The organism is Marinobacter sp. LQ44 (assembly GCF_001447155.2).
GTDB lineage: Bacteria > Pseudomonadota > Gammaproteobacteria > Pseudomonadales > Oleiphilaceae > Marinobacter.
The window spans coordinates 299,811-317,722 of the sequence record NZ_CP014754.1 but is presented as its reverse complement, the minus strand read 5'-3'; the positions used below and the strand labels follow the sequence as shown (position 1 = coordinate 317,722).

General features: G+C 57.3%; 23 protein-coding genes. 12 read left to right on the top strand and 11 right to left on the bottom strand.

The features are described from left to right. Positions 1–4 precede the first annotated feature (4 nt). The 6 genes from ASQ50_RS01510 to ASQ50_RS01485 all read right to left on the bottom strand — a co-directional run bounded on the left by ASQ50_RS01510 (position 5) and on the right by ASQ50_RS01485 (position 3,484). Positions 5–727 carry a cytochrome c biogenesis CcdA family protein gene (locus ASQ50_RS01510; protein WP_058089855.1) on the bottom strand — a complete coding sequence of 241 codons (723 nt, stop codon included), beginning with the start codon at positions 725–727 and terminating at the stop codon, positions 5–7. 26 nt (positions 728–753) lie between these two features. Continuing rightward, positions 754–1,230, bottom strand: a complete 477-nt coding sequence (locus ASQ50_RS01505) for a hypothetical protein (protein WP_058089854.1) — start codon at positions 1,228–1,230, stop codon at positions 754–756. A gap of 51 nt (positions 1,231–1,281) precedes the next feature. Further along, positions 1,282–1,737: a c-type cytochrome gene (locus ASQ50_RS01500; protein WP_058089853.1), complete on the bottom strand. Its 456-nt coding sequence runs from the start codon at positions 1,735–1,737 to the stop codon at positions 1,282–1,284. Further along, positions 1,730–2,584: a WD40/YVTN/BNR-like repeat-containing protein gene (locus ASQ50_RS01495; protein WP_058089852.1), complete on the bottom strand. Its 855-nt coding sequence runs from the start codon at positions 2,582–2,584 to the stop codon at positions 1,730–1,732. The genes ASQ50_RS01500 and ASQ50_RS01495 overlap by 8 nt, the downstream gene beginning before the upstream one ends. A gap of 10 nt (positions 2,585–2,594) precedes the next feature. Further along, the gene (locus ASQ50_RS01490) at positions 2,595–3,107 is read right to left on the bottom strand and encodes a DUF411 domain-containing protein (protein ID WP_058089851.1); all 513 of its coding nucleotides are present in this window, start codon (positions 3,105–3,107) and stop codon (positions 2,595–2,597) included. Between the two features lie 110 nt (positions 3,108–3,217). Further along, positions 3,218–3,484 (bottom strand): hypothetical protein, encoded by a 267-nt coding sequence (locus tag ASQ50_RS01485; protein WP_058089850.1) that lies wholly within the window; start codon positions 3,482–3,484, stop codon positions 3,218–3,220. A 216-nt stretch (positions 3,485–3,700) separates the two neighbouring features. On the opposite strand from ASQ50_RS01485, the gene ASQ50_RS20920 reads away from it, so the two are divergent. Both ASQ50_RS20920 and ASQ50_RS21135 read left to right on the top strand, forming a co-directional pair. Beyond that, positions 3,701–4,024, top strand: a complete 324-nt coding sequence (locus ASQ50_RS20920) for a hypothetical protein (RefSeq protein ID WP_058089849.1) — start codon at positions 3,701–3,703, stop codon at positions 4,022–4,024. Between the two features lie 268 nt (positions 4,025–4,292). Then, a complete protein-coding gene (locus ASQ50_RS21135; RefSeq protein ID WP_058089848.1) occupies positions 4,293–4,610 on the top strand; it encodes a hypothetical protein in 318 nt (105 codons plus the stop codon). A 34-nt stretch (positions 4,611–4,644) separates the two neighbouring features. On the opposite strand, the gene ASQ50_RS01470 is transcribed toward ASQ50_RS21135, so the two are convergent. Both ASQ50_RS01470 and ASQ50_RS01465 read right to left on the bottom strand, forming a co-directional pair. After that, positions 4,645–6,204: a multicopper oxidase family protein gene (locus tag ASQ50_RS01470; RefSeq protein ID WP_058089847.1), complete on the bottom strand. Its 1,560-nt coding sequence runs from the start codon at positions 6,202–6,204 to the stop codon at positions 4,645–4,647. Then, positions 6,204–6,425 (bottom strand): hypothetical protein, encoded by a 222-nt coding sequence (locus tag ASQ50_RS01465; protein ID WP_058089846.1) that lies wholly within the window; start codon positions 6,423–6,425, stop codon positions 6,204–6,206. The genes ASQ50_RS01470 and ASQ50_RS01465 overlap by 1 nt, the downstream gene beginning before the upstream one ends. 171 nt (positions 6,426–6,596) lie before the next feature. On the opposite strand from ASQ50_RS01465, the gene ASQ50_RS01460 reads away from it, so the two are divergent. From ASQ50_RS01460 to ASQ50_RS01445, 4 genes are all read left to right on the top strand, one after another. Next, positions 6,597–6,998: a MerR family transcriptional regulator gene (locus ASQ50_RS01460; protein WP_058089845.1), complete on the top strand. Its 402-nt coding sequence runs from the start codon at positions 6,597–6,599 to the stop codon at positions 6,996–6,998. Positions 6,999–7,068: 70 nt separating this feature from the next. Beyond that, on the top strand, positions 7,069–9,555 hold the full coding sequence (locus tag ASQ50_RS01455) for a heavy metal translocating P-type ATPase (protein ID WP_058089844.1): 2,487 nt from the start codon (positions 7,069–7,071) through the stop codon (positions 9,553–9,555). A gap of 31 nt (positions 9,556–9,586) precedes the next feature. Further along, positions 9,587–9,772: a hypothetical protein gene (locus tag ASQ50_RS01450; protein ID WP_041334534.1), complete on the top strand. Its 186-nt coding sequence runs from the start codon at positions 9,587–9,589 to the stop codon at positions 9,770–9,772. Next, positions 9,750–10,499 carry a TVP38/TMEM64 family protein gene (locus tag ASQ50_RS01445; RefSeq protein WP_058089843.1) on the top strand — a complete coding sequence of 250 codons (750 nt, stop codon included), beginning with the start codon at positions 9,750–9,752 and terminating at the stop codon, positions 10,497–10,499. The genes ASQ50_RS01450 and ASQ50_RS01445 overlap by 23 nt, the downstream gene beginning before the upstream one ends. 33 nt (positions 10,500–10,532) lie before the next feature. Here the strand turns inward: ASQ50_RS01445 and merA are convergent, their stop codons facing one another. The 3 genes from merA to merT all read right to left on the bottom strand — a co-directional run bounded on the left by merA (position 10,533) and on the right by merT (position 12,687). Continuing rightward, positions 10,533–11,939 carry a mercury(II) reductase gene (merA, locus tag ASQ50_RS01440; RefSeq protein ID WP_058089842.1) on the bottom strand — a complete coding sequence of 469 codons (1,407 nt, stop codon included), beginning with the start codon at positions 11,937–11,939 and terminating at the stop codon, positions 10,533–10,535. Positions 11,940–12,025: 86 nt separating this feature from the next. Further along, a complete protein-coding gene (merP, locus tag ASQ50_RS01435) occupies positions 12,026–12,322 on the bottom strand; it encodes a mercury resistance system periplasmic binding protein MerP (RefSeq protein ID WP_011784884.1) in 297 nt (98 codons plus the stop codon). A 14-nt stretch (positions 12,323–12,336) separates the two neighbouring features. After that, the gene (gene merT / locus ASQ50_RS01430) at positions 12,337–12,687 is read right to left on the bottom strand and encodes a mercuric ion transporter MerT (RefSeq protein ID WP_011784885.1); all 351 of its coding nucleotides are present in this window, start codon (positions 12,685–12,687) and stop codon (positions 12,337–12,339) included. Between the two features lie 73 nt (positions 12,688–12,760). Here merT and merR point away from each other — a divergent pair, with 73 nt between their 5' ends. From merR to ASQ50_RS01400, 6 genes are all read left to right on the top strand, one after another. Next, on the top strand, positions 12,761–13,201 hold the full coding sequence (merR, locus tag ASQ50_RS01425) for an Hg(II)-responsive transcriptional regulator (protein WP_011784886.1): 441 nt from the start codon (positions 12,761–12,763) through the stop codon (positions 13,199–13,201). 693 nt (positions 13,202–13,894) lie between these two features. Next, positions 13,895–14,713, top strand: coding sequence for a thiol:disulfide interchange protein DsbG (gene dsbG / locus ASQ50_RS01420; protein WP_011784888.1), 819 nt, complete (start codon positions 13,895–13,897; stop codon positions 14,711–14,713). Further along, positions 14,713–15,903 (top strand): protein-disulfide reductase DsbD family protein, encoded by a 1,191-nt coding sequence (locus tag ASQ50_RS01415; RefSeq protein ID WP_011784889.1) that lies wholly within the window; start codon positions 14,713–14,715, stop codon positions 15,901–15,903. The genes dsbG and ASQ50_RS01415 overlap by 1 nt, the downstream gene beginning before the upstream one ends. Before the next feature lie 16 nt (positions 15,904–15,919). Further along, positions 15,920–16,510 (top strand): protein-disulfide reductase DsbD domain-containing protein, encoded by a 591-nt coding sequence (locus tag ASQ50_RS01410; RefSeq protein ID WP_011784890.1) that lies wholly within the window; start codon positions 15,920–15,922, stop codon positions 16,508–16,510. A gap of 49 nt (positions 16,511–16,559) precedes the next feature. After that, positions 16,560–17,255: an SCO family protein gene (locus tag ASQ50_RS01405; RefSeq protein WP_011784891.1), complete on the top strand. Its 696-nt coding sequence runs from the start codon at positions 16,560–16,562 to the stop codon at positions 17,253–17,255. A 56-nt stretch (positions 17,256–17,311) separates the two neighbouring features. Next, positions 17,312–17,887 carry a TlpA family protein disulfide reductase gene (locus ASQ50_RS01400; RefSeq protein ID WP_011784892.1) on the top strand — a complete coding sequence of 192 codons (576 nt, stop codon included), beginning with the start codon at positions 17,312–17,314 and terminating at the stop codon, positions 17,885–17,887. Positions 17,888–17,912: the final 25 nt, after the last annotated feature.

Sequence of the window (17,912 nt, the reverse complement as noted above, 5' to 3'; positions counted from 1 at the left end):
CCATTCAGCCTAGCTCTCCGAGCATGGGAAATGCCGATAACATCCAGGACGCAAAGCGTGTCATCTGACCGGTAATCACCATCACGCCCATGATAACCAGCACCACACCCGCGAGCACCCGCAGGTGACGGCTCCAGCGGCTCAACCAGCGCACGCGCTTACGGAAATGCTCGATCGACAGGGCGGTGACCAGAAATGGCACAGCCAGCCCCAGTGAATAGACCGCCAGGTACAACATGCCGGCTTCGGCATTGGCGTGAGTAGAACTGAGCGCCAGTATGGCCCCCAGGATTGGTCCTATGCAGGGTGTCCAGCCGATGGCAAACGCCACACCCAGCAGGAAGGATGCCGTCGGGCGCCCCCCTTCCAGGGCCTGCCCAAGGCGCCAGTCCCGTTGCAGGGCCGGCATACTCCACCAGCCCATCATGAACAGTCCCATCAGCACAATGAGCACGCCGGCAACCAGGTTGGCCTGCTGCCGGTAGCCCATGAGCCACTGACCCACCAGACTCGCACTCGCGCCGAGGGCCACGAACACCAGACTGAAACCCAACACAAAGCAAAGGCTCAGCCAGAACGCCTTCAGGCGATTGGCGCTGTCATTGATCGCCCCGCCGGTTACCACAGACAGGTAACCAGGGACCAGGGGCAGCGTACACGGGGAAAAGAAGGACACCAGGCCGCCCATAAAGGCGGCCATGATGCCCCAGGTTGCAAGATCAGGCATTTAGACCCCCAAGTTAGGTGATTCCGTCAAATTGCCCAAAAATCGAATTTGATGCCTTCCCTGGACGTGCCGTTATCGATGATGGCACGCGCCCGCCATAGCATCTTGCCAGTACCGCACTCCGGCAGGGTAATGGTTCCCTGGTAAACACCCTGGGCGTTTGGAACCAGTTGGGTGCGGATCACGCCCATGTACATCTCAAGCCCTTCAAAATCCACGATCAGGGAATCGCCCGTCATGTTGTCTAGGCGCACACGAATGGGGATTTCTGTCATCGATTCGATGACCTCGTCACGCAGATCCACGGTGATGGTTTGATTGCCCTTTTGCCCGATGCACTGACCGTCAAAAGGCGCGCATCCTTCGGTGGGATAATAAGTGATGCCGGTATCCAGATCTGGCTTCAAGTACTGCGGCAACACAAAAATTGCCGCAACTACCGCACCGAAACCGGCGATACCGAATAACCATGACCACTGCTTGAAGTGCTGTTTCAATGACATCCTTGAGTTACCCGAGATCTGACGTGAGTGCTGTCTGTCATGCTTGAGGAATCAGGAAGGACTTGCAGCCTGATTAGAGTCCGGACTCTCGTTCTGTTGGTAGCGACGCTGGTCCTCCGTCCATAGAGTTTTCAGATACTCGATCACCGATCGAATTTCCTGGTCGGTGAGAATGTCCTTGAACGCCGGCATGGTCAGTCGGTCCGTTTTGTTGAAGGGGTGCCGCCACCCCTCTGCGATCATCCTAACTAACATGGAGTCGCTGTGACGCCAGGTGTGGCCTGTCTCATCGTGAGGTGGTGGCGGCATTTCGCCTTTCTCATCCGGCTTGTTCCAGTCGGCAGTGCCCTCGCCCTGCCGTCCGTGGCAGGCGGCGCAGTACTGCTCATAAATCTGACGGCCCTCGGCCACTTCGGCCGGCACGCTGTCACTGTTCGTTGGTGCGCCCCCCGCCATCACAATGGCGGGGGCAACGAGCAAGACCAGCGGGAATGACCATTTATTCATAAAGAGGCACCCATTCGCCAGAGGCGTCCCGCGTCAGCAGATCACCGTTTTCGGTACCTACCACGAGACCTTCCGTAGGTGAGAATGTCAGCGCGGTCACCGCCTGGGTTGATTCAAGGTTGGCCCAGGTTTCGCCGCCGTCGGAACTATGGTGAAGTCGACCCTCGGTCACGGCATAGACGTTTTCCGGGGCCGACGGATCGTAATCAATGGCGGCAACAGTGCCCCGCAACTCGCCGGCATCGCCCCAGAAGCAGAAACAGTCCATGGAACGTGAAACACCGCGGGTGGTACCAGCGAAAAGCCAGCCACTCTCCATGCTGCCCGGCATATCCGAGTGCAGGAACGCCTGCACCGGCTCTCGGGGGCCACTGTCAACTTTTACCCAGCCCTCACCGCCGTCCCTGGAACGGAACATGCCATCGTCACCGAGATAGGCGTAGAGCGTATCCGGTTGTGTGGCGTGTGCCGCGATCGCTGTGATCCCGAGATCGGGCAGGGTGTCGTTCAGGGGCTGCCAGCTCTCGTTGGCATTGTCGTAGCGCCAGATGCCAAGGCCAGGCCCTGCCAGGTACAGGCTTGAGTCTGCACCCTTGGCCAGAGTGTTAGGCTGACTGCCAGAATCAGACGGTGGTAGCGGCATCTCGACGGCAGTCTGCCCTTCAAGGGCAAACAGACCACTGCCGCGAAGCACCACCAGAGCTCCCGAGGCGTTGGTGGTCAACGCCTTCACTGATTGGCCATCACTCGCAGGCTGGGCTTGAACCAGGGCGGGCATGAAGACCGCCAACGCCAACAGGAAAAGGCCGGAGGCGCCAGAACTCAGATGGTAAAAAATGGCTTTCATAGGACGGACCTCAGTAATCCTTGTGCTCACGGAAAACCCGTTGCTGGCCATTGGCGTTGAAGGCGATGACTTGGTAGTCGTCCTTTCGGCCTGTTTCCATGCCGGGGGTACCATGGGGCATGCCAGGCACTGATAGACCAATCGTGTTGAACTGCGGGTCCTCAAGGTAGGCGACGATGTCATTGGCCGGCACATGTCCCTCAATCACCAAGTCACCAATTAACGCGGTGTGGCAGGACGCCATGTCGCGCGGCACATCGTGCTGCTGCTTGATGGCATTAAGGTCGTCGGTTTCTACAATCGTGGTCTCAAAGCCATTGGCTTCGAGGTGTTCAGCCCAGGACTGGCAACAGCCACAATTGGGGCTCTTGTAGACCGTGATGGCCGTTCCGGCACTGCTGTTGGAGGTTTGGGCAGTCGCTGGCTGCGACGACTCATTGGCTTGGATCGCCAGCGTGGTTGCGCCAGCAGCAAGAACGATGCCGGACAGGCCGACCGACAGGGCAAGTTTTTTCATGTTCATGGTAGTCCTCAGTATCAATAGGCAAAGGGTAGTAGATTGCAATGAAGTGCCCGGGGCACTTTGGTTTTCCCCGGGCATTTGATGTCAGTTCAGACTGTTTGCCGAAAATGTCAGTTGGCGTCTTCCTTGTCGCCGTCCATCGGCTGATCACCATGGCTCTGCATCATGCTCATGCAGGCTTCGGTCATGGCCTTCCGGTCTTCGGGATCCATTTCGGACATCATGTTCATCATCTGCATCATGCCGCCCATTCCGTGCATGCCTTCTGAGGACATCATTCCCTGGTCTTCGCTTTCATGGGCAAAAGCTGACAGGGTAGCAGCGCTGCCTGCCAGGACTGCCGCTAGAACCGTGACTTTGATGGTTGAATTACGCATAGGATTCACTCCGGTTAAAAGCCCGTGATTATTGGATTCAAGGCACGGGACTTCGATTCAAGAATTAACGTTAATGGGCGTGCCGCGATGGGCAAAACCCGGGTTAAAACTCAGGAGTGCTGTTCTGGAGGGGGTGTGATAGAGGCCAGGAACGGATCCTGGTAAAGGGTTGCTCGCGCGGTCAATACCGGGTGGGAGCCGGTATCGGTAAAATCGATGGAGTTCCCCGGTAAGAGGGCAAAACTCACGCTAACACTGCATTTGATCAGCCCACTGGTACTCGGGCAGGCCATGTCAGGGGCTGAGACACAATCAGTTCCAGTCTCTGTTGAGGCGTTGGCGCTATCAGACTGGGCCATCATCATGGACATGGACCCGCAATCCAGCATTGAAGCTTTCGCCTGGCTGTCCGCCACTTTTGACATAGCCAACACCGGCCCGCTGATCACCAGAAGTAGTGATAGCAAAACGGAGATGATTGGGCGGTTCTTTGCGGACATCCTGATTTCAAGCACCAAGCTGTGGGGATACGGGGTGTGACAGACAACCCCTCTATCTGTTCCAATAATCCTAGCATTTTTTTATTTCAGTAACACAACCCGTCAATTCCCGAAGGCCCAGGATGAACTCCCTCTGGCCACTCTGATAAAACCCTTGATCTTAAACCTTGCTTCAACGTTATGTTCGTTCGAAATGCTCAATAGCAGAGCTATCTAACGCGTCAGCGATGGTCGGGCTAACCCCAGTAAGAGTGAGAGGCAAGATGAATTGTTGTGACAAGAAGACGAGTAACGGAGACAAGGGAAAGATGAATTCCGATCAAGGCCGAGGAGGAATGGTGGGCTTGCTGACAGGGCCGTGGCGTTGGTGGTTGTTTGGAGCCATCGGGGTCATCGCCGGACTCACTTTCGGATGGGAGCAACTGGTGTTATTCGGGATTGCTCCAATACTGATCAGCCTTCTACCCTGTCTGATCATGTGTGGTCTTGGATTCTGCATGATGAAATGTAAGGACAAGAAAGGCTCAGTGGCCGCAGTTGATCAGACGAGCGAGGCTGGTGATGTCCAGTCGATGGCTCCTCAGCCCAAGGTCTCGGATGCTTCACACTCGACGAGAGCATTCTGACAGTGAATGTGCGCTAAGAGGGATGTCGTCGCGTTCAGCCTCGCACCTGAAAATAGCGCATCATTCCTGCGTCTTCATGTTCCATGTTATGACAGTGGTAGATGTAAAGGCCGTCAAAGCGCTCGAATTTCATCGCCAGCTGAACCGTTTCACGAGGCATAACCAGAACCGTGTCGTGCCAGCCACTGTCTACCAGGCCCTGCTGTAAACTATCCGAACTGCCGCCTCGTCGCCCTACAACGTTGAACTGCAAGCCATGAATATGCATCGGGTGAGGCATCGGTGTGTTGTTGTGGAATTCCCAGATTTCCGTGTCACCAAGGCGGACTTTTTCATCATCCGCAACATTCGTTCCGTCAAACCGCCGGCCATTCATGGCAAATCCCCGCATCATAACCGGGCTTAACTCGAACGACCGGATTCGCGTATTGCTGTTTACCGGTATTTTTTGCCGCTGCACACCTAGCTGTGCCGGTAAAGGTTCGCTGGCCTCTACTGACTTGGACACCTCCAGCCTGGCCAGGGGAAATCGGCTGCCGAGGGGCAGGGCGTTGCTGCCCATCATTCCCATTCCGCCCATCATGCCTGCCTGGAAACGGTCACTGATAAGCTCCAGCGTATCACCTGGCTGGGACTCGGAAAGGTCGACCCAGATATCAAGCCGCTGAGCCGGAGCCAGCACGGCGTAAGGCCTGTCTTCCGGTTCCTGAAGAAGGCCGCCATCTGCACCGATAACGGTGACAGGTCGCCCGTCGCTCCAGGCCAGTTTGTAGATGCGAGCGTTAGAGCCATTGAGGACTCGAATTCTGTATGGGCGGGTGGCAACCTTGCGGGTGGTTGGAGGCGCCCCGTTAGCCAGCACTCTATCCCCCAGAAAACCGTGCATACGGTCCATCATGGACCCCATGCCACGGCCCATGTAAACCAGTTCATTGTTACCAGCAAAGGTGCGGTCCTGAAGCACCAGTAACAGCTCGTTATCGCCCGACGGCAATTTGAGGTCCGCTTCTTCCTCGTCTTCAACGATCAGGAGTCCGGCCAACCCTGCGTAACTTTGGAATCCTACGCGACCACCTTGCTTGCCGTGGGCATGAGAGTGGTACCAGAACAGTCCGGCCCGGTCCAATACCTCGAAGCCAACAGTCATTGTCTCGCCTGGGCGGATCGGTAGTCTTGGCTGTCCGTCTACGTCGGACGGCACGTGAAGCCCGTGCCAGTGGACGGTGGTGTCCTCTGGCAGCTCATTGTGAATATGGATTTTGACGGTTTGGCCGTGGCGTAGCCGGATCGTTGGGCCGAGGTAACTGTCCGGATTTTCGGAGACTGTGTTTTTTGGACCTTTCAGCAATTCCGCCCTATAGCGCCACACTTCACTGGGGGCGCCCGGAAGTATGGGCACCGAATCTGGCATGGCGTGAAGATTCAGTTCAACATCGTATTCGTCTGAATCAAGGCCGAGCGTTTCCGATTCAACCGCTTTTACCCCTCCATCACACCCGGTAAGCAGAAGTCCCGGCGACAGCGTGAGAAGGACGCCGGTGCCCGCCACAGCCTGAAGGACTGTTCGCCGATGGACACTTTTACTCCGGTTCATCACTTATTCCTCAGATATTTAATCAGTGCCAGAATCGCGAGTATCAGGAGCACAACCAAAAGAATCATGATAATCATCATGAATAGCCCCATACCTCCCATGCCCTGCATCATGTTGCCCCCCATCATGCCTTCTCCCATGCGCCCGGGCTCATCAGCGAATGCAAAAAGGGACAGGAAAAGTCCAACAACCAGCGTAGATAGCCTCTCAAATACCTTCATTACAGTGTGTCTCCGTATTTTTGCCCCACTTGATTTAAAAAACGGGGGACCTTGGCCCAGTTTGGTGCATCGCCCCCGATCTGACAATGCATGAAAAATACCTTGACCTTAAAGTCTACTTTAAGGTTATGGTTAGGATAAGTCATTGACCACTCGTTTTGAGGTGCAGGAATGAAAACGTTCAATATCGGCGAACTCTCTGAAAAAAGCGGCGTGGCCAGCCATGCCATTCGCTTTTACGAGCGGGAAAATCTCATGCCAGAGCCTGCCCGAACCCAATCGAATTATCGTCGTTACCCCGAGGATGCGATCGCCAGGCTGCAGTTCATCATTCACGCCAAGCAATGGGGTTTCACCCTTGATGAGATTCGTGAACTCCTGATGCTTCAGGACGCCAATGGCGATCGTGCTGAGGCCAAGCGAATTGCAAGGAAGCAACTGGAAAAAATCCGGCATCAGATTCAGAGCCTGTCCCGCATCGAGGCCGTCCTGTCTGAAACCCTGGAGGAATGTTCCGGTGAAGGACCAATGGACGGCTGCCCGATTGTCGAAGCCATAGCCCAGCAAGGGTGACGCTGCCAGTCGCCTGCGGATGAACTGATTTAAAAGCACAGAGTTAGCCGTGCTGAGGAGCCAAACGGGTATGCAACGAATAGAGACTCGTGTTGATGGAATGTCTTGCGCTTCGTGCGTCGGGCGGATTGAAAAGGCGCTCATGGGTCAGCGCGGCGTTGCGGAAGCCCAGGTGAATCTGGCGACCGGAAAAGCCACCGTGGAATTTGATCAGCCCGCCACGCCGGCCATGCTAATCGACTCGATTAAGGAGGCGGGTTACCAGCCACGGGTACAGTCCGCCGACATTCCGGTCATCGGCATGACCTGCGGCTCCTGCGTATCCCGGATTGAGCGGGCATTGAATAAGCAACCCGGTATGGTTAAGGCCAGCGTCAATCTGACCACCCAGAAAGCGTTTGTGGAGTTCCTGCCTGACACCTTGTCAGTGCCGCGAATTCATCGGGCTATCCGCGATGCGGGGTATGAACCTCAGGAGCCGGACGCCAGTAGCGAAACGGAAGAGCAGGACAGGGAGGGCATCGACCTCCGCCGGAAAGTGATTTTCGCTGCAGCGCTGACTATCCCGGTAGTTCTGATTGCCATGGGTAAGATGGTCCCTGCTCTTGAGGCTTTGTATGTCAGTGTCTTACCCCATCGGGGGTGGATGGCTATTGAGTGGCTCCTGACCACGCCGGTGTTGTTTTATGCCGGATTGAGGTTCTTCCGGTCCGGGTACACTGAATTGCGCCATGCCAATCCTGGCATGAACAGCCTGGTTATGATCGGCACCAGCGCTGCCTATTTCTACTCCGTCGCAGCACTGTTGGTTCCAGGATTTTTCCCCGCCGGTACCGCCGAAAGCTATTTCGAGGCAGCGGCAGTAATCGTGACGCTCATCTTGCTGGGCCGCTACTTTGAGCACATCGCCAAAGGCCGGACGTCGGAGGCAATCAAAAAGCTTCTGCAATTGCAGGCCAAGACCGCCCGAGTCATTCGGGACGGGGAAGCCGTCGAAGTGCCCATCGAAGCCGTGGTGCCTGACGACCGTATCCAGGTGCGCCCGGGAGAGCGGGTTCCTGTTGATGGCGTGGTGGAAGAAGGCCAATCCTACGTGGACGAGTCCATGATCAGCGGCGAGCCCGTTCCCGTGGCCAAGCAAAAAGACGCCGAGCTGGTGGGTGGAACCATTAATAAGAACGGTTCCCTGACGTTCCGGGCTACCCGGGTGGGTGCGGACACCGTTCTGGCACAGATCATCAGAATGGTGGAATCGGCTCAGGCTGATAAACCCCCGATCCAGGCACTGGCCGACAAGATAGCGGGAATTTTCGTTCCCGTGGTGATCGTACTGGCGATTCTGACGTTCATCACCTGGTTCAGCTTCGGGCCCGAGCCGGCCCTGTCCTTTGCCTTCGTCACGACGGTCAGCGTGCTGCTGATTGCCTGTCCCTGCGCGATGGGCCTGGCGACGCCAACAGCCATTATGGTCGGAACCGGTAAGGGCGCGGAAATGGGCGTGCTGTTCCGCAAAGGGGCGGCCCTGGAGACACTGTCTCGGATGGACACCATCGTCCTCGATAAAACCGGCACCCTGACTCGGGGCCAGCCTGAGCTGACAGATCTCATCCTGGTGGAAGGCCGCGAGGATGAGGTCCTGGCCTGGGTCGCGGCTGTGGAGACCGAAAGTGAACATCCCATCGGGGAAGCCATCGTCAAGGGCGCAAGGGACCGGGGCCTCACGTTACCCGCGATCAGTGAATTCCAGGCGGAGCCGGGCTATGGCATCCAGGCACAGGTGGCAGGACGCCGGATCAATGTGGGCGCGGACCGTTATATGCGCCGCCTCGGTATCGACCTGGCCAGCGTCGCCGACGATGCGGTGTCACTCGCTGAAAAAGCCAAATCCCCGTTGTATGTTGCCGTCGACGGACGTCTAGCCGCGCTGATTGCCGTCGCCGATCCGCTCAAGGACGGTTCGGTGGAGGCGATTGCTGCGCTCAAGTCATCAGGGCTCAGCGTGGCCATGCTCACCGGTGACAACCGCGCCACCGCCGAGGCGATTGCGCGGCAGGCCGGTATTGAACGGGTGCTTGCGGAGGTATTGCCGGACCAGAAAGCGGCCGAAGTGAAGCGCTTGCAGGAAGAAGGTGCCCGGGTTGCTTTTGTGGGTGACGGTATCAATGACGCACCGGCCCTGGCGCAAGCCGATGTGGGTATCGCCATCGGCACCGGCACCGACATTGCCATCGAGGCCGGGGACGTGGTTCTGATGCGCGGCGACCTCCGGGGCATCGTGGATGCTGCAGCGCTCTCCCGGCGCACCCGCAAAACGATCCTCGGCAATTTCGTCTGGGCCTACGGCTATAACCTGGCACTGATCCCCGTGGCGGCGGGCGTTCTTTTCCCGTTTACCGGTTATCTGCTTAACCCCATGCTGGCCGCCGGCGCGATGAGTCTTTCCAGTGTATTCGTGGTGACCAATTCCTTGCGGCTGGGCCGGTTTAAACCCGATAGCGGCCGCTCCTCGGCGAGCCACCTGAACGAAAGCGGGACCGCACAGGCCAGCGTCTCATGAGAGACCTGGCACACAGAATCAGGAGATTGACATGATGACAAATGAGGCATGCATGTTTGGAATGGCGGGAATGGGGTTGATATCCCTTTTGCTCATCGTCGCCCTGGTACTTGGCGTCGCAGCCCTCGGCAAGTACCTGTTTTCGAAAAACAGGGACGATTCTGGACGCGCGAGTAAGAACGCCAGAGGAGATTATGACTACCACCCTGAAGCATGAATTTCATCGGGTACCCATGGCAAGCATGGGAGTTAGACCGAACGCAAAAGCAAAAATAGTCGGGGTTATGCTCTTGCTGGCTGCACTGGCTGCGATCTATTGGGTCATGCTGGAGACCGGAGCATTGACCACCGTGACCAACAAGGCGGCCTTGTCGGAATGGATTGACCAACTGGGGTATTGGGGGCCGGTGGGTATCATTGGCCTGATGATCACGGCCATTGTCCTGAGCCCGATCCCCAGCGCCCCGATCGCCATGGTTGCCGGTGCAGTCTATGGATCGCTTTGGGGAACAGTCATCGTGGTTATCGGTGCTGAGGCCGGCGCACTGATCGCTTTCGCCATTGCTCGATCCTTGGGGTACGACGTTATCCATCGCTGGAAGCGACTACGTCCGGTATTGAATTGGCTTGGCAAGGAACGCTCTCAGGGCGCATTGATGCTTGTCATTTTTACATCAAGGTTGGTGCCTTTTATCTCCTTCGATGGGGTCAGCTATGCAGCGGGCTTGACACCACTCGCGTTCTGGCGCTTCGTGGTCGCAACGCTGGCCGGTGTTATTCCGACAGCGTATTTGATCACTGCGTTTGGTGGCTTGCTCATGGCCTCTGAGTCCGGGGTGGTGACGGTGCTTCTGATTCTGGTCAGTGGCATTACCCTGTTACCGATTGTTGCCAAGCTGCTCATGGCTCGCCGAAGGCACCAGAAAGCGTCCGAACTTGCATGATAGAGGTTGGGTTGAAGGCGCCTTGGCAAATACTCATCCCGCACAGCAGGACAGCTGTTTCACGTCTTTGGTGAAGGTTTGCGCGCAGAGCTTGAGGCCTTCCACCATGGTCAGATAAGGAAACAGTTCATCGCCGATGTCCTGCACGGTCATCCGTGACCGAAGTGCAATGACTGCCGTCTGGATCAGTTCACCGGCTCCCCCGGCTACCGCCTGCACCCCCAGCAAGCGTCCCGAATCGCGCTCGGCCACCATCTTAATAAAGCCATGGGTGTCGAAATTCACCAGCGCTCGCGGCACGTTTTCCAGATCCAGCAGACGGGTGTCCACATTGTAGCCCTGCTTGAGCGCTTCGGCCTCTGTCAGGCCAACTGTGGCGACCTGAGGGTCGGTAAACATCACCCCCGGCATGGCGCTGAGATCCAGGGTGGCCTCGCCTCCCGTCATGTTGACCGCAGCCCGGCTGCCCCCGGCAGCGGCGACGTAGACAAACTGCGGCTGATCGGTGCAGTCACCGGCGGCATAGACACCGGGGACCGTGGTTTGCAGTTGCCCATCCACCTGAATCGCGCCACGGGAGGTTTCCACACCGATGCCCGCCAGGTTCAGGTTTTCGGTATTGGGTATCCGGCCGGTCGCCACCAGCAGTTGATCAGCTCGTAAGGTACCGGCATTGGTCTCTATAACGAATTCATTGTCGGTATAGTCCACACGGCTGGCCTGGGTCTGCTTGAGCACCTCGATGCCCTCGCGCCTGAACGCCGCCTCTATGGCCTCACCGATGGCGGGTTCTTCATCGGATAGCAGGCGGCTGCGGGCCAACACGGTGACCTTGCTATCCAGCCGGGCGAACGCCTGGGCCAATTCCAGGGCAACAAAACCGGCGCCGATCACGATCAGCCGTTCAGGCACAGTAATTAATGCCAACGCACTGGTGGAGGTGAGATAAGGCGTCTCAGCCAGCCCCGGTATCGACGGCTCTGCGGGACGGGCGCCAGTGCCAATAAAGGCGCGATCGAAATGGACGTTCTGTTCGCCGCCCTCGTTCAACTGGACCACCAGGTTATTGGCATCGACAAACCGGGCTTCACCGTTCAGGACCGTGATTGCCGTCTGGTCGCGCAGAATCCCTTCGTACTTGGCGTCGCGCAGTTCCTCGACACGCGTCTGCTGTTGCTGAAGCAGTTTCGCCCGGTCCACCTTCGGTATCTGGGCGCTGACGCCCCCGTCAAATGGGCTCTCCGTGCGCAGATGCGCGATATGGGCGGCACGACTCATGATTTTCGACGGCACGCAGCCGGTATTCACGCAGGTACCACCAATAATGCCGCGCTCGATCAGGGTGATGCGGGCACCGCGCTCCGCGGCCTTCAGGGCAGCCGCCATGGCTGCGCCGCCGCTACCAATCACAGCGATATGCAGGTTATTGTCACTATTCATTCCGAGTTCCTTGTATTACTGGGGCATTGTCACGGCAGGCGCCGAGTCGCGTGTAACAGAGGGCGCCTGGAGTCCTTTATAACAACTCACTTACTGTCCGTTTCCAGGGATTTCAGGGTGGAGGGATAGCCGACATCGCCCGTTGCCTGGGTTAAGGCTTCCACCGATGTTCGTGTGTCGTCAAAGGTAATCACGGCTTCTCGATCCGGATAGCTCACGTCGACTTGTGAAACACCGTCCACCTTGTTCAAGGCCAGCTTGATGGTAATGGGGCATGCGGAACAGGTCATCCCCGGAACTGAAAGCGTCACTGTCTGCATGGCGGCCCACGAGGGCATGCTGAGCAGGGCGAAAAGCAACGTCATGGCAAAGCGCATTTTCATGGGACAATCTCCTTTCAATAAAACAGAGGAAGGGCATAGGGAAACAACAGGGCGACCAGTATCAGTGCCGTTACTGCCCAAAAGATCACCTTATAAGTCGTTCGCACCCGTGGTACGGCACACACTTCACCGGGTTGACACTGTTCCACTGGCCGGAAGATTCGACGCCAGGCGAAGAACATGGCCACCAATGCAACGCCGATGAAAATCGGGCGGTAAGGTTCAAGAGCCGTGAGGTTGCCCATCCAGGCACCGGAGACACCCAGCGCGACAAGTACCAGCGGTCCGAGACAGCAGGCCGAAGCCAAAAGGCCCGCAATACCTCCCGCAGCCAAGGGGACACGCCCCGATTTGGAATTCGGCATAACGCTGACACCTTTCATGGTTTCATTCGATGAGATAAGATTACTTCCGTAGTCAGCTACGGAGTCAAGGGGTATGCCGGATAAAGCGAATTCATTGACCATCGGTGGCCTGGCTAAGGCTGCCAACGTCCATGTCGAGACAATCCGCTATTACCAGCGGCGACGTCTAGTACCGGAGCCGGAACGTCCTCCAGGTGGTATTAGGCGCTATGGTCCAGCTGATATCGAGCGGTTAATGTTCGTGAAAACGGCTCAGCAGCTGGGCTTCAGTCTTGTCGAAATCAGTGACCTGCTACAACTTGAAGATGGCGCTCACTGCCAGGAGGCCAGCGCTCTGGCCGAGCACAAGTTGCGGGACGTGCGTGAGAAAATCGACCAACTGGGGAGAATCGAGAAGGTACTGGGCGAGATGGTTGAGCAGTGCCATGCCCATCCGTACAATATTACCTGCCCATTGATTGCATCATTGCATGAGGGGGCAGTGGGGGGGAACGATCAACGTGAAAGAACATGATTTTCACTCGACTGAGGGCTCGAGGGAGAGCGGATGTTTTATCCCCGGATAGTCCCCACACCCAAGCTTCTGAGGAACTTATGTGCGCCGCCAACATCTTACTCTGGTAGCCGAATTGGCGGATACGGTGATGGAGCGTGTCTGTTTGCACTTCCGCCAATGTAGGTTAAAGTGGGCGACTATCTTCCCACGCGGAAGATGTTTTAGCTGTTCTGTAATCAGGATATCAGTGCGATGACCACACGGCTTATGGGACTGGCAGTACTACTGCTCGTGGCTCTTCTCCCCGTTGCACAGGGAGTTGCCGCGACCTCTTTTGAAGCGGAACCCATGGCCGAGGCTTGTGTCATGTTGCCAGACACCCAGGTGATGCATGACTGCGCCGGGCTCAATGCCGAGGGCAGCTGCAGTAGCCCGTGTTCAACGTCCCGTGTCGGGAAATCTGCAATTAGAGACTCGGTAGTGCTGTTATCTTCCCCCTGCCCGAAAGGCTATTCTTCTCATTCCGGCCGTGTACTTTCTGGCCCAGACCCTTTTCCTCCCAAGTAATCAACAGTCTCCTGAACCTTTGATTACCAGAGGCTTTCGCTTCGAGTGCCTGTCGTTTGGCCTTGCGCGGTAGACCACCACGTAGGCAGCTTTGCTGGTGATTTTATCGACTGATGAATACATGAAAACGGGAACGTATCTGTGATGTCATTCTATCTGGAATACCCGGTGCGCGGCATGACCGTGCTCTGCCATAAGCTTTCGATGGCACTTTTTTTGAGTTTATTCGCTGCCTTGGCCTCGGCGTCACCACCAATGGACCCGGGAATCAAGGCACTGCAGGAGAGAATCGGTTTTACGGTGACTGAACGCTTCTCCACGCCAGCCGAGGGCGTGACCGGCTATGTTGTAAAGACCGGCGACGGGAAAACCGGAATCCTCTATGGTCTCGGTGACCTCACTTTTTCCGGCGCACTTCTGGAGAGTGATGGCAACGATCTGACCAGCGAATATTCCGCTCGTTATATACCGAAGCCGACGTATGCGTCGGTTGCCGAGCAGCTCTCCCGGGACCCCCATCTGGTGAGCGAGGGCGGTAAAGATGCCCCTGAGGTCTATATCTTCGCGGATCCCAACTGCATTTTTTGCCACAAATTCTGGCAGCAAACCAGGGATTGGGTTGCGGAGGGGAAAGTCAGGTTGCACTGGGTCATGGTTGGGTTTCTCAAACCGTCCAGCCTGGGGCTTTCTGCAGCAATCATGAACGCAGAGGATCGAGCCGCGGCGCTCCAGGTGTTTGAGGAAAACTTCGGAAAAAGCGGTGACGGCCGCGGCATTTCTGAACTCACTCCGATCCCGGCCGACCTTCAACAGGCCCTCGAACAACACGGTCAGTGGATGGCCGAGGCGGGTTTCAGCGGGACGCCCGGGCTGCTGTTCAAGGACACGAGCGGACAATGGCGGGGCCAGACTGGTGTGCCCAGCCAGGAAGCGCTCGGCAGGATGCTGGGAGTCACTGAGTAATGGATCAGCTGCCCTCATTACTCATTGCCGGCCAGATCATGATGGCGGTTATGGCAGGTCTACTGCTGAACCTGACGCCCTGCGTGCTGCCCGCGATCCCCATCAAGGTCCGGACCATCCTGCGGGAGGCGGGCGGCCAGAGGTCCCATCGGGTGCTGGCCGCGTTGGCATTCACGGCCGGAACACTCACCTTTTTCCTGACGCTGGGCGGCCTGACCGCACTGCTGCAGTGGAACTGGGGCACATTGTTCCAGTCAACGCTATTCGTGGCCGTCCTGGTTGCGTTAATGGTCGGGTTTGCGGTGATTACCTGGCTCGATCTGCCCATCCCCGTCCCGACATTCGCCGCCTCGGCGCATGGCCGGCGTTACTTTGAAGCCTATGTATCCGGGCTGTTGAGTGCGATTCTGGCCGCGCCCTGCGCAGGACCATTCCTCGGTGGCGTTCTGGCCTTTGCCGTTACCCAGCCGACACCGGTCATCATGGGGATATTCGGCAGTATCGGGCTGGGGCTGTCGTTGCCCTACGCGGTACTGATGCTCAGGCCCGAGTGGCTGAGCCGGTTGCCCAAGGCGGGCCCCTGGACCCTGGCCATTCGTGAAGTGCTCGCGCTGATATTGCTGGCCGCCGCCGTCTTTTTCAGCGCGAGCCTGGTGCCCAAAGCGGTATACCCCTGGCTGTGGTGGGCCTGGCTGGCGCTGGTGCTGGTCTGGGGTCTCCGTCGTTTCGTTCAGGGGAGCGGTGCCGTTCGCGTGATCACTGCAACGGCGACAGGCCTTGCCCTTGCGGTGACAGTGGTATTCGCATCTCCGTTGGGCAGCGGCGAAGACGAACTTGTCTGGCAGCCCTACTCCGCAGAACTCCTGGCGGACACAAAAGCCCGTGGCACGCCGTATTTGCTGGAGTTCACTGCCGATTGGTGCATCAACTGCAAGGTCCTGGAGCGCACCGTGTATAAAGAGCCCGCTGTGGCTGAAGCCGTAGCGCGGGCCGGCATGGTGCCGATTCAGGTGGATGTGACAGCAAGCGATCCCGAAAAAGACGCATTGTTAACCGCGACGGGTGGGCAAGCTTTGCCTTTTGCGGCGATTTTTGACGCTGACGGCACCGTTGTCGCCCGTTTCACTGGGCTCTTTGATACCGACAGCCTGGTCGAGGCGATCAACCGCACCGAGAATTCACAACCCTAGATACTGGAGATGAACCATGACAACCCAAGCCAAAGTATTGCTGACCGGCATAGCGGTTTTTCTGATCGCGATCGCGGCGTTCATGTTGATCGGTACCAATTCCGGAAAGGCCCCTGGCTCAGCCCAGCCTGAACAAGCCAGTTCCGACCCCCAGGCGCCAGTTGCCCGCACGGGGTTGGCAGATTCTTCCGATAAGGTCCGCCTCAATCTTGCGGAAGGCGGCAAAGCCCTGATAGGGGAGACCGGTGAAATCGTTCTGACACTGGACATTGAACCGGGCTGGCACGTGAATGCGAATCCAGCCTCCATGGAGTTTCTGATCCCCACCGTCGCCAAGTCTTCGGCTGGCGGCCAGTCGCTCGATATTCCGACGGAGTACCCGCGCGGCCGGGTCAGTGACATTGTGCTGGGTGACACCGCCCTGGAGGTGTACGACGACGGTGCGAGCATCCGGCTGCTGCCAGATGAAAAACAGACCGCCGCGCTGAAAGAGGCAGGCAAGCTAGACATGACGGTACGGGTACAGGCCTGCAGTGACGAGGGCGTTTGCCTGGCACCAGCTGACCTGCCCGTTGCGCTGAATCTGGACGATATCAAGCCACAATAAACCGGGACTCCCTTCGGAAAACAACTCAAATGGAGAATGACTGTGAACAGTGTATTCAGAATTGCTGATTGCCATGGTTGCCCAGGTCAGCACCAATGCCATGGCCCATTCCATGGAAGATGTGGAGGCCTCGTTGAACGAGAAAGAGCGGTATGCCCAGTTTGTGGATCAGCCGGCCCCTGAATTTGATCTTACAGGCGTTGATGGCAATACCCTTGCCCTTGCCGACTTAAACGGCAAAACCGTTGTGCTTAACTTTCTCTACACGCGCTGTACCGAGGCCTGCCCTTTGCATATGAACCTGATCCGGCAGTTGCAAACCGGGGTTGAAGAAGAAGGGCTGAGTGAAGAGGTGGTGTTCATCACCATTGCCACGGACCGGGAAGATGTTGCAGGCACCCGGAGAAACATGCGTGCCTACGGCGAGAATTTCGATCTGAATCCCCGCAACTGGCAATTCCTCTACCGAGCCAGGATGGAACCACCTGAACTGACACCAGAACTTGCTAAAGCCTACGGCGTTCAGTTCAGGGATACGGGTGAGGGTGTACAGGTCCATGGTGTGGTAACCCACGTGATTGACCCGGAAGGGCAGATGCGGGCCCGGTTCCATGGATTGAAATTCAAGCCTGAACACCTGGTGACCTACCTGACGGCCATTGCCAAAGGCCCCAACGCGGCAGCCGATGATGGGTTCTGGGGCCGACTGCACGGGCGAATTGAAGAGCTGTTACAGAGTGAGTAACGCGTGGGGCACCATGCCGGCAACAAACCGACCACTGTAATCAGGAGTAATGTCCAATGAGTCACCAGCGCATATCTGCCGCCCGGGGAATCGCCGTAGTCCTTTTCGCGCTTGCTATTTCCATAGCCGCTCAAGTTATGGCTGCAGGGAAGGTTCCGAAGTCGGTGGGGCCCCAGGGTTTCCTGATCTGGGAGTCCCCTCGCACTCTGCCCGAGCTGGCTTTTGAAGACGAAGACGGCAGGCCGCTGACACTGGCTGACTTTAAGGGTAAGGCGATTTTGCTCAATATCTGGGCGACCTGGTGCGCACCCTGCCGTGAGGAAATGCCGACGCTTGACTCACTCCAGGCTCAACTGGGCGGCGAGCAATTTGAAGTGGTCGCGCTGTCCGTTGACCACGTAGGCATCAGCGTTGTTGAAAAATTCTACCGGGAAACAAGCATTCAGCATCTTCGCCAGTATATTGATCCGTCCACACTGGCGACCTCAACACTGGGCATAGAAGGTGTTCCTACAACGCTGCTGCTTGATCATGACGGTCGCGAAATTGGCCGCCTGGTCGGTGCCGCGGAATGGGACAGCCCGGCCATGGTGGATTTGATGACCCGCACCATTGAAGGGGTTCCGGACTGACTGGATTTACGCAATTGAAAAGGCA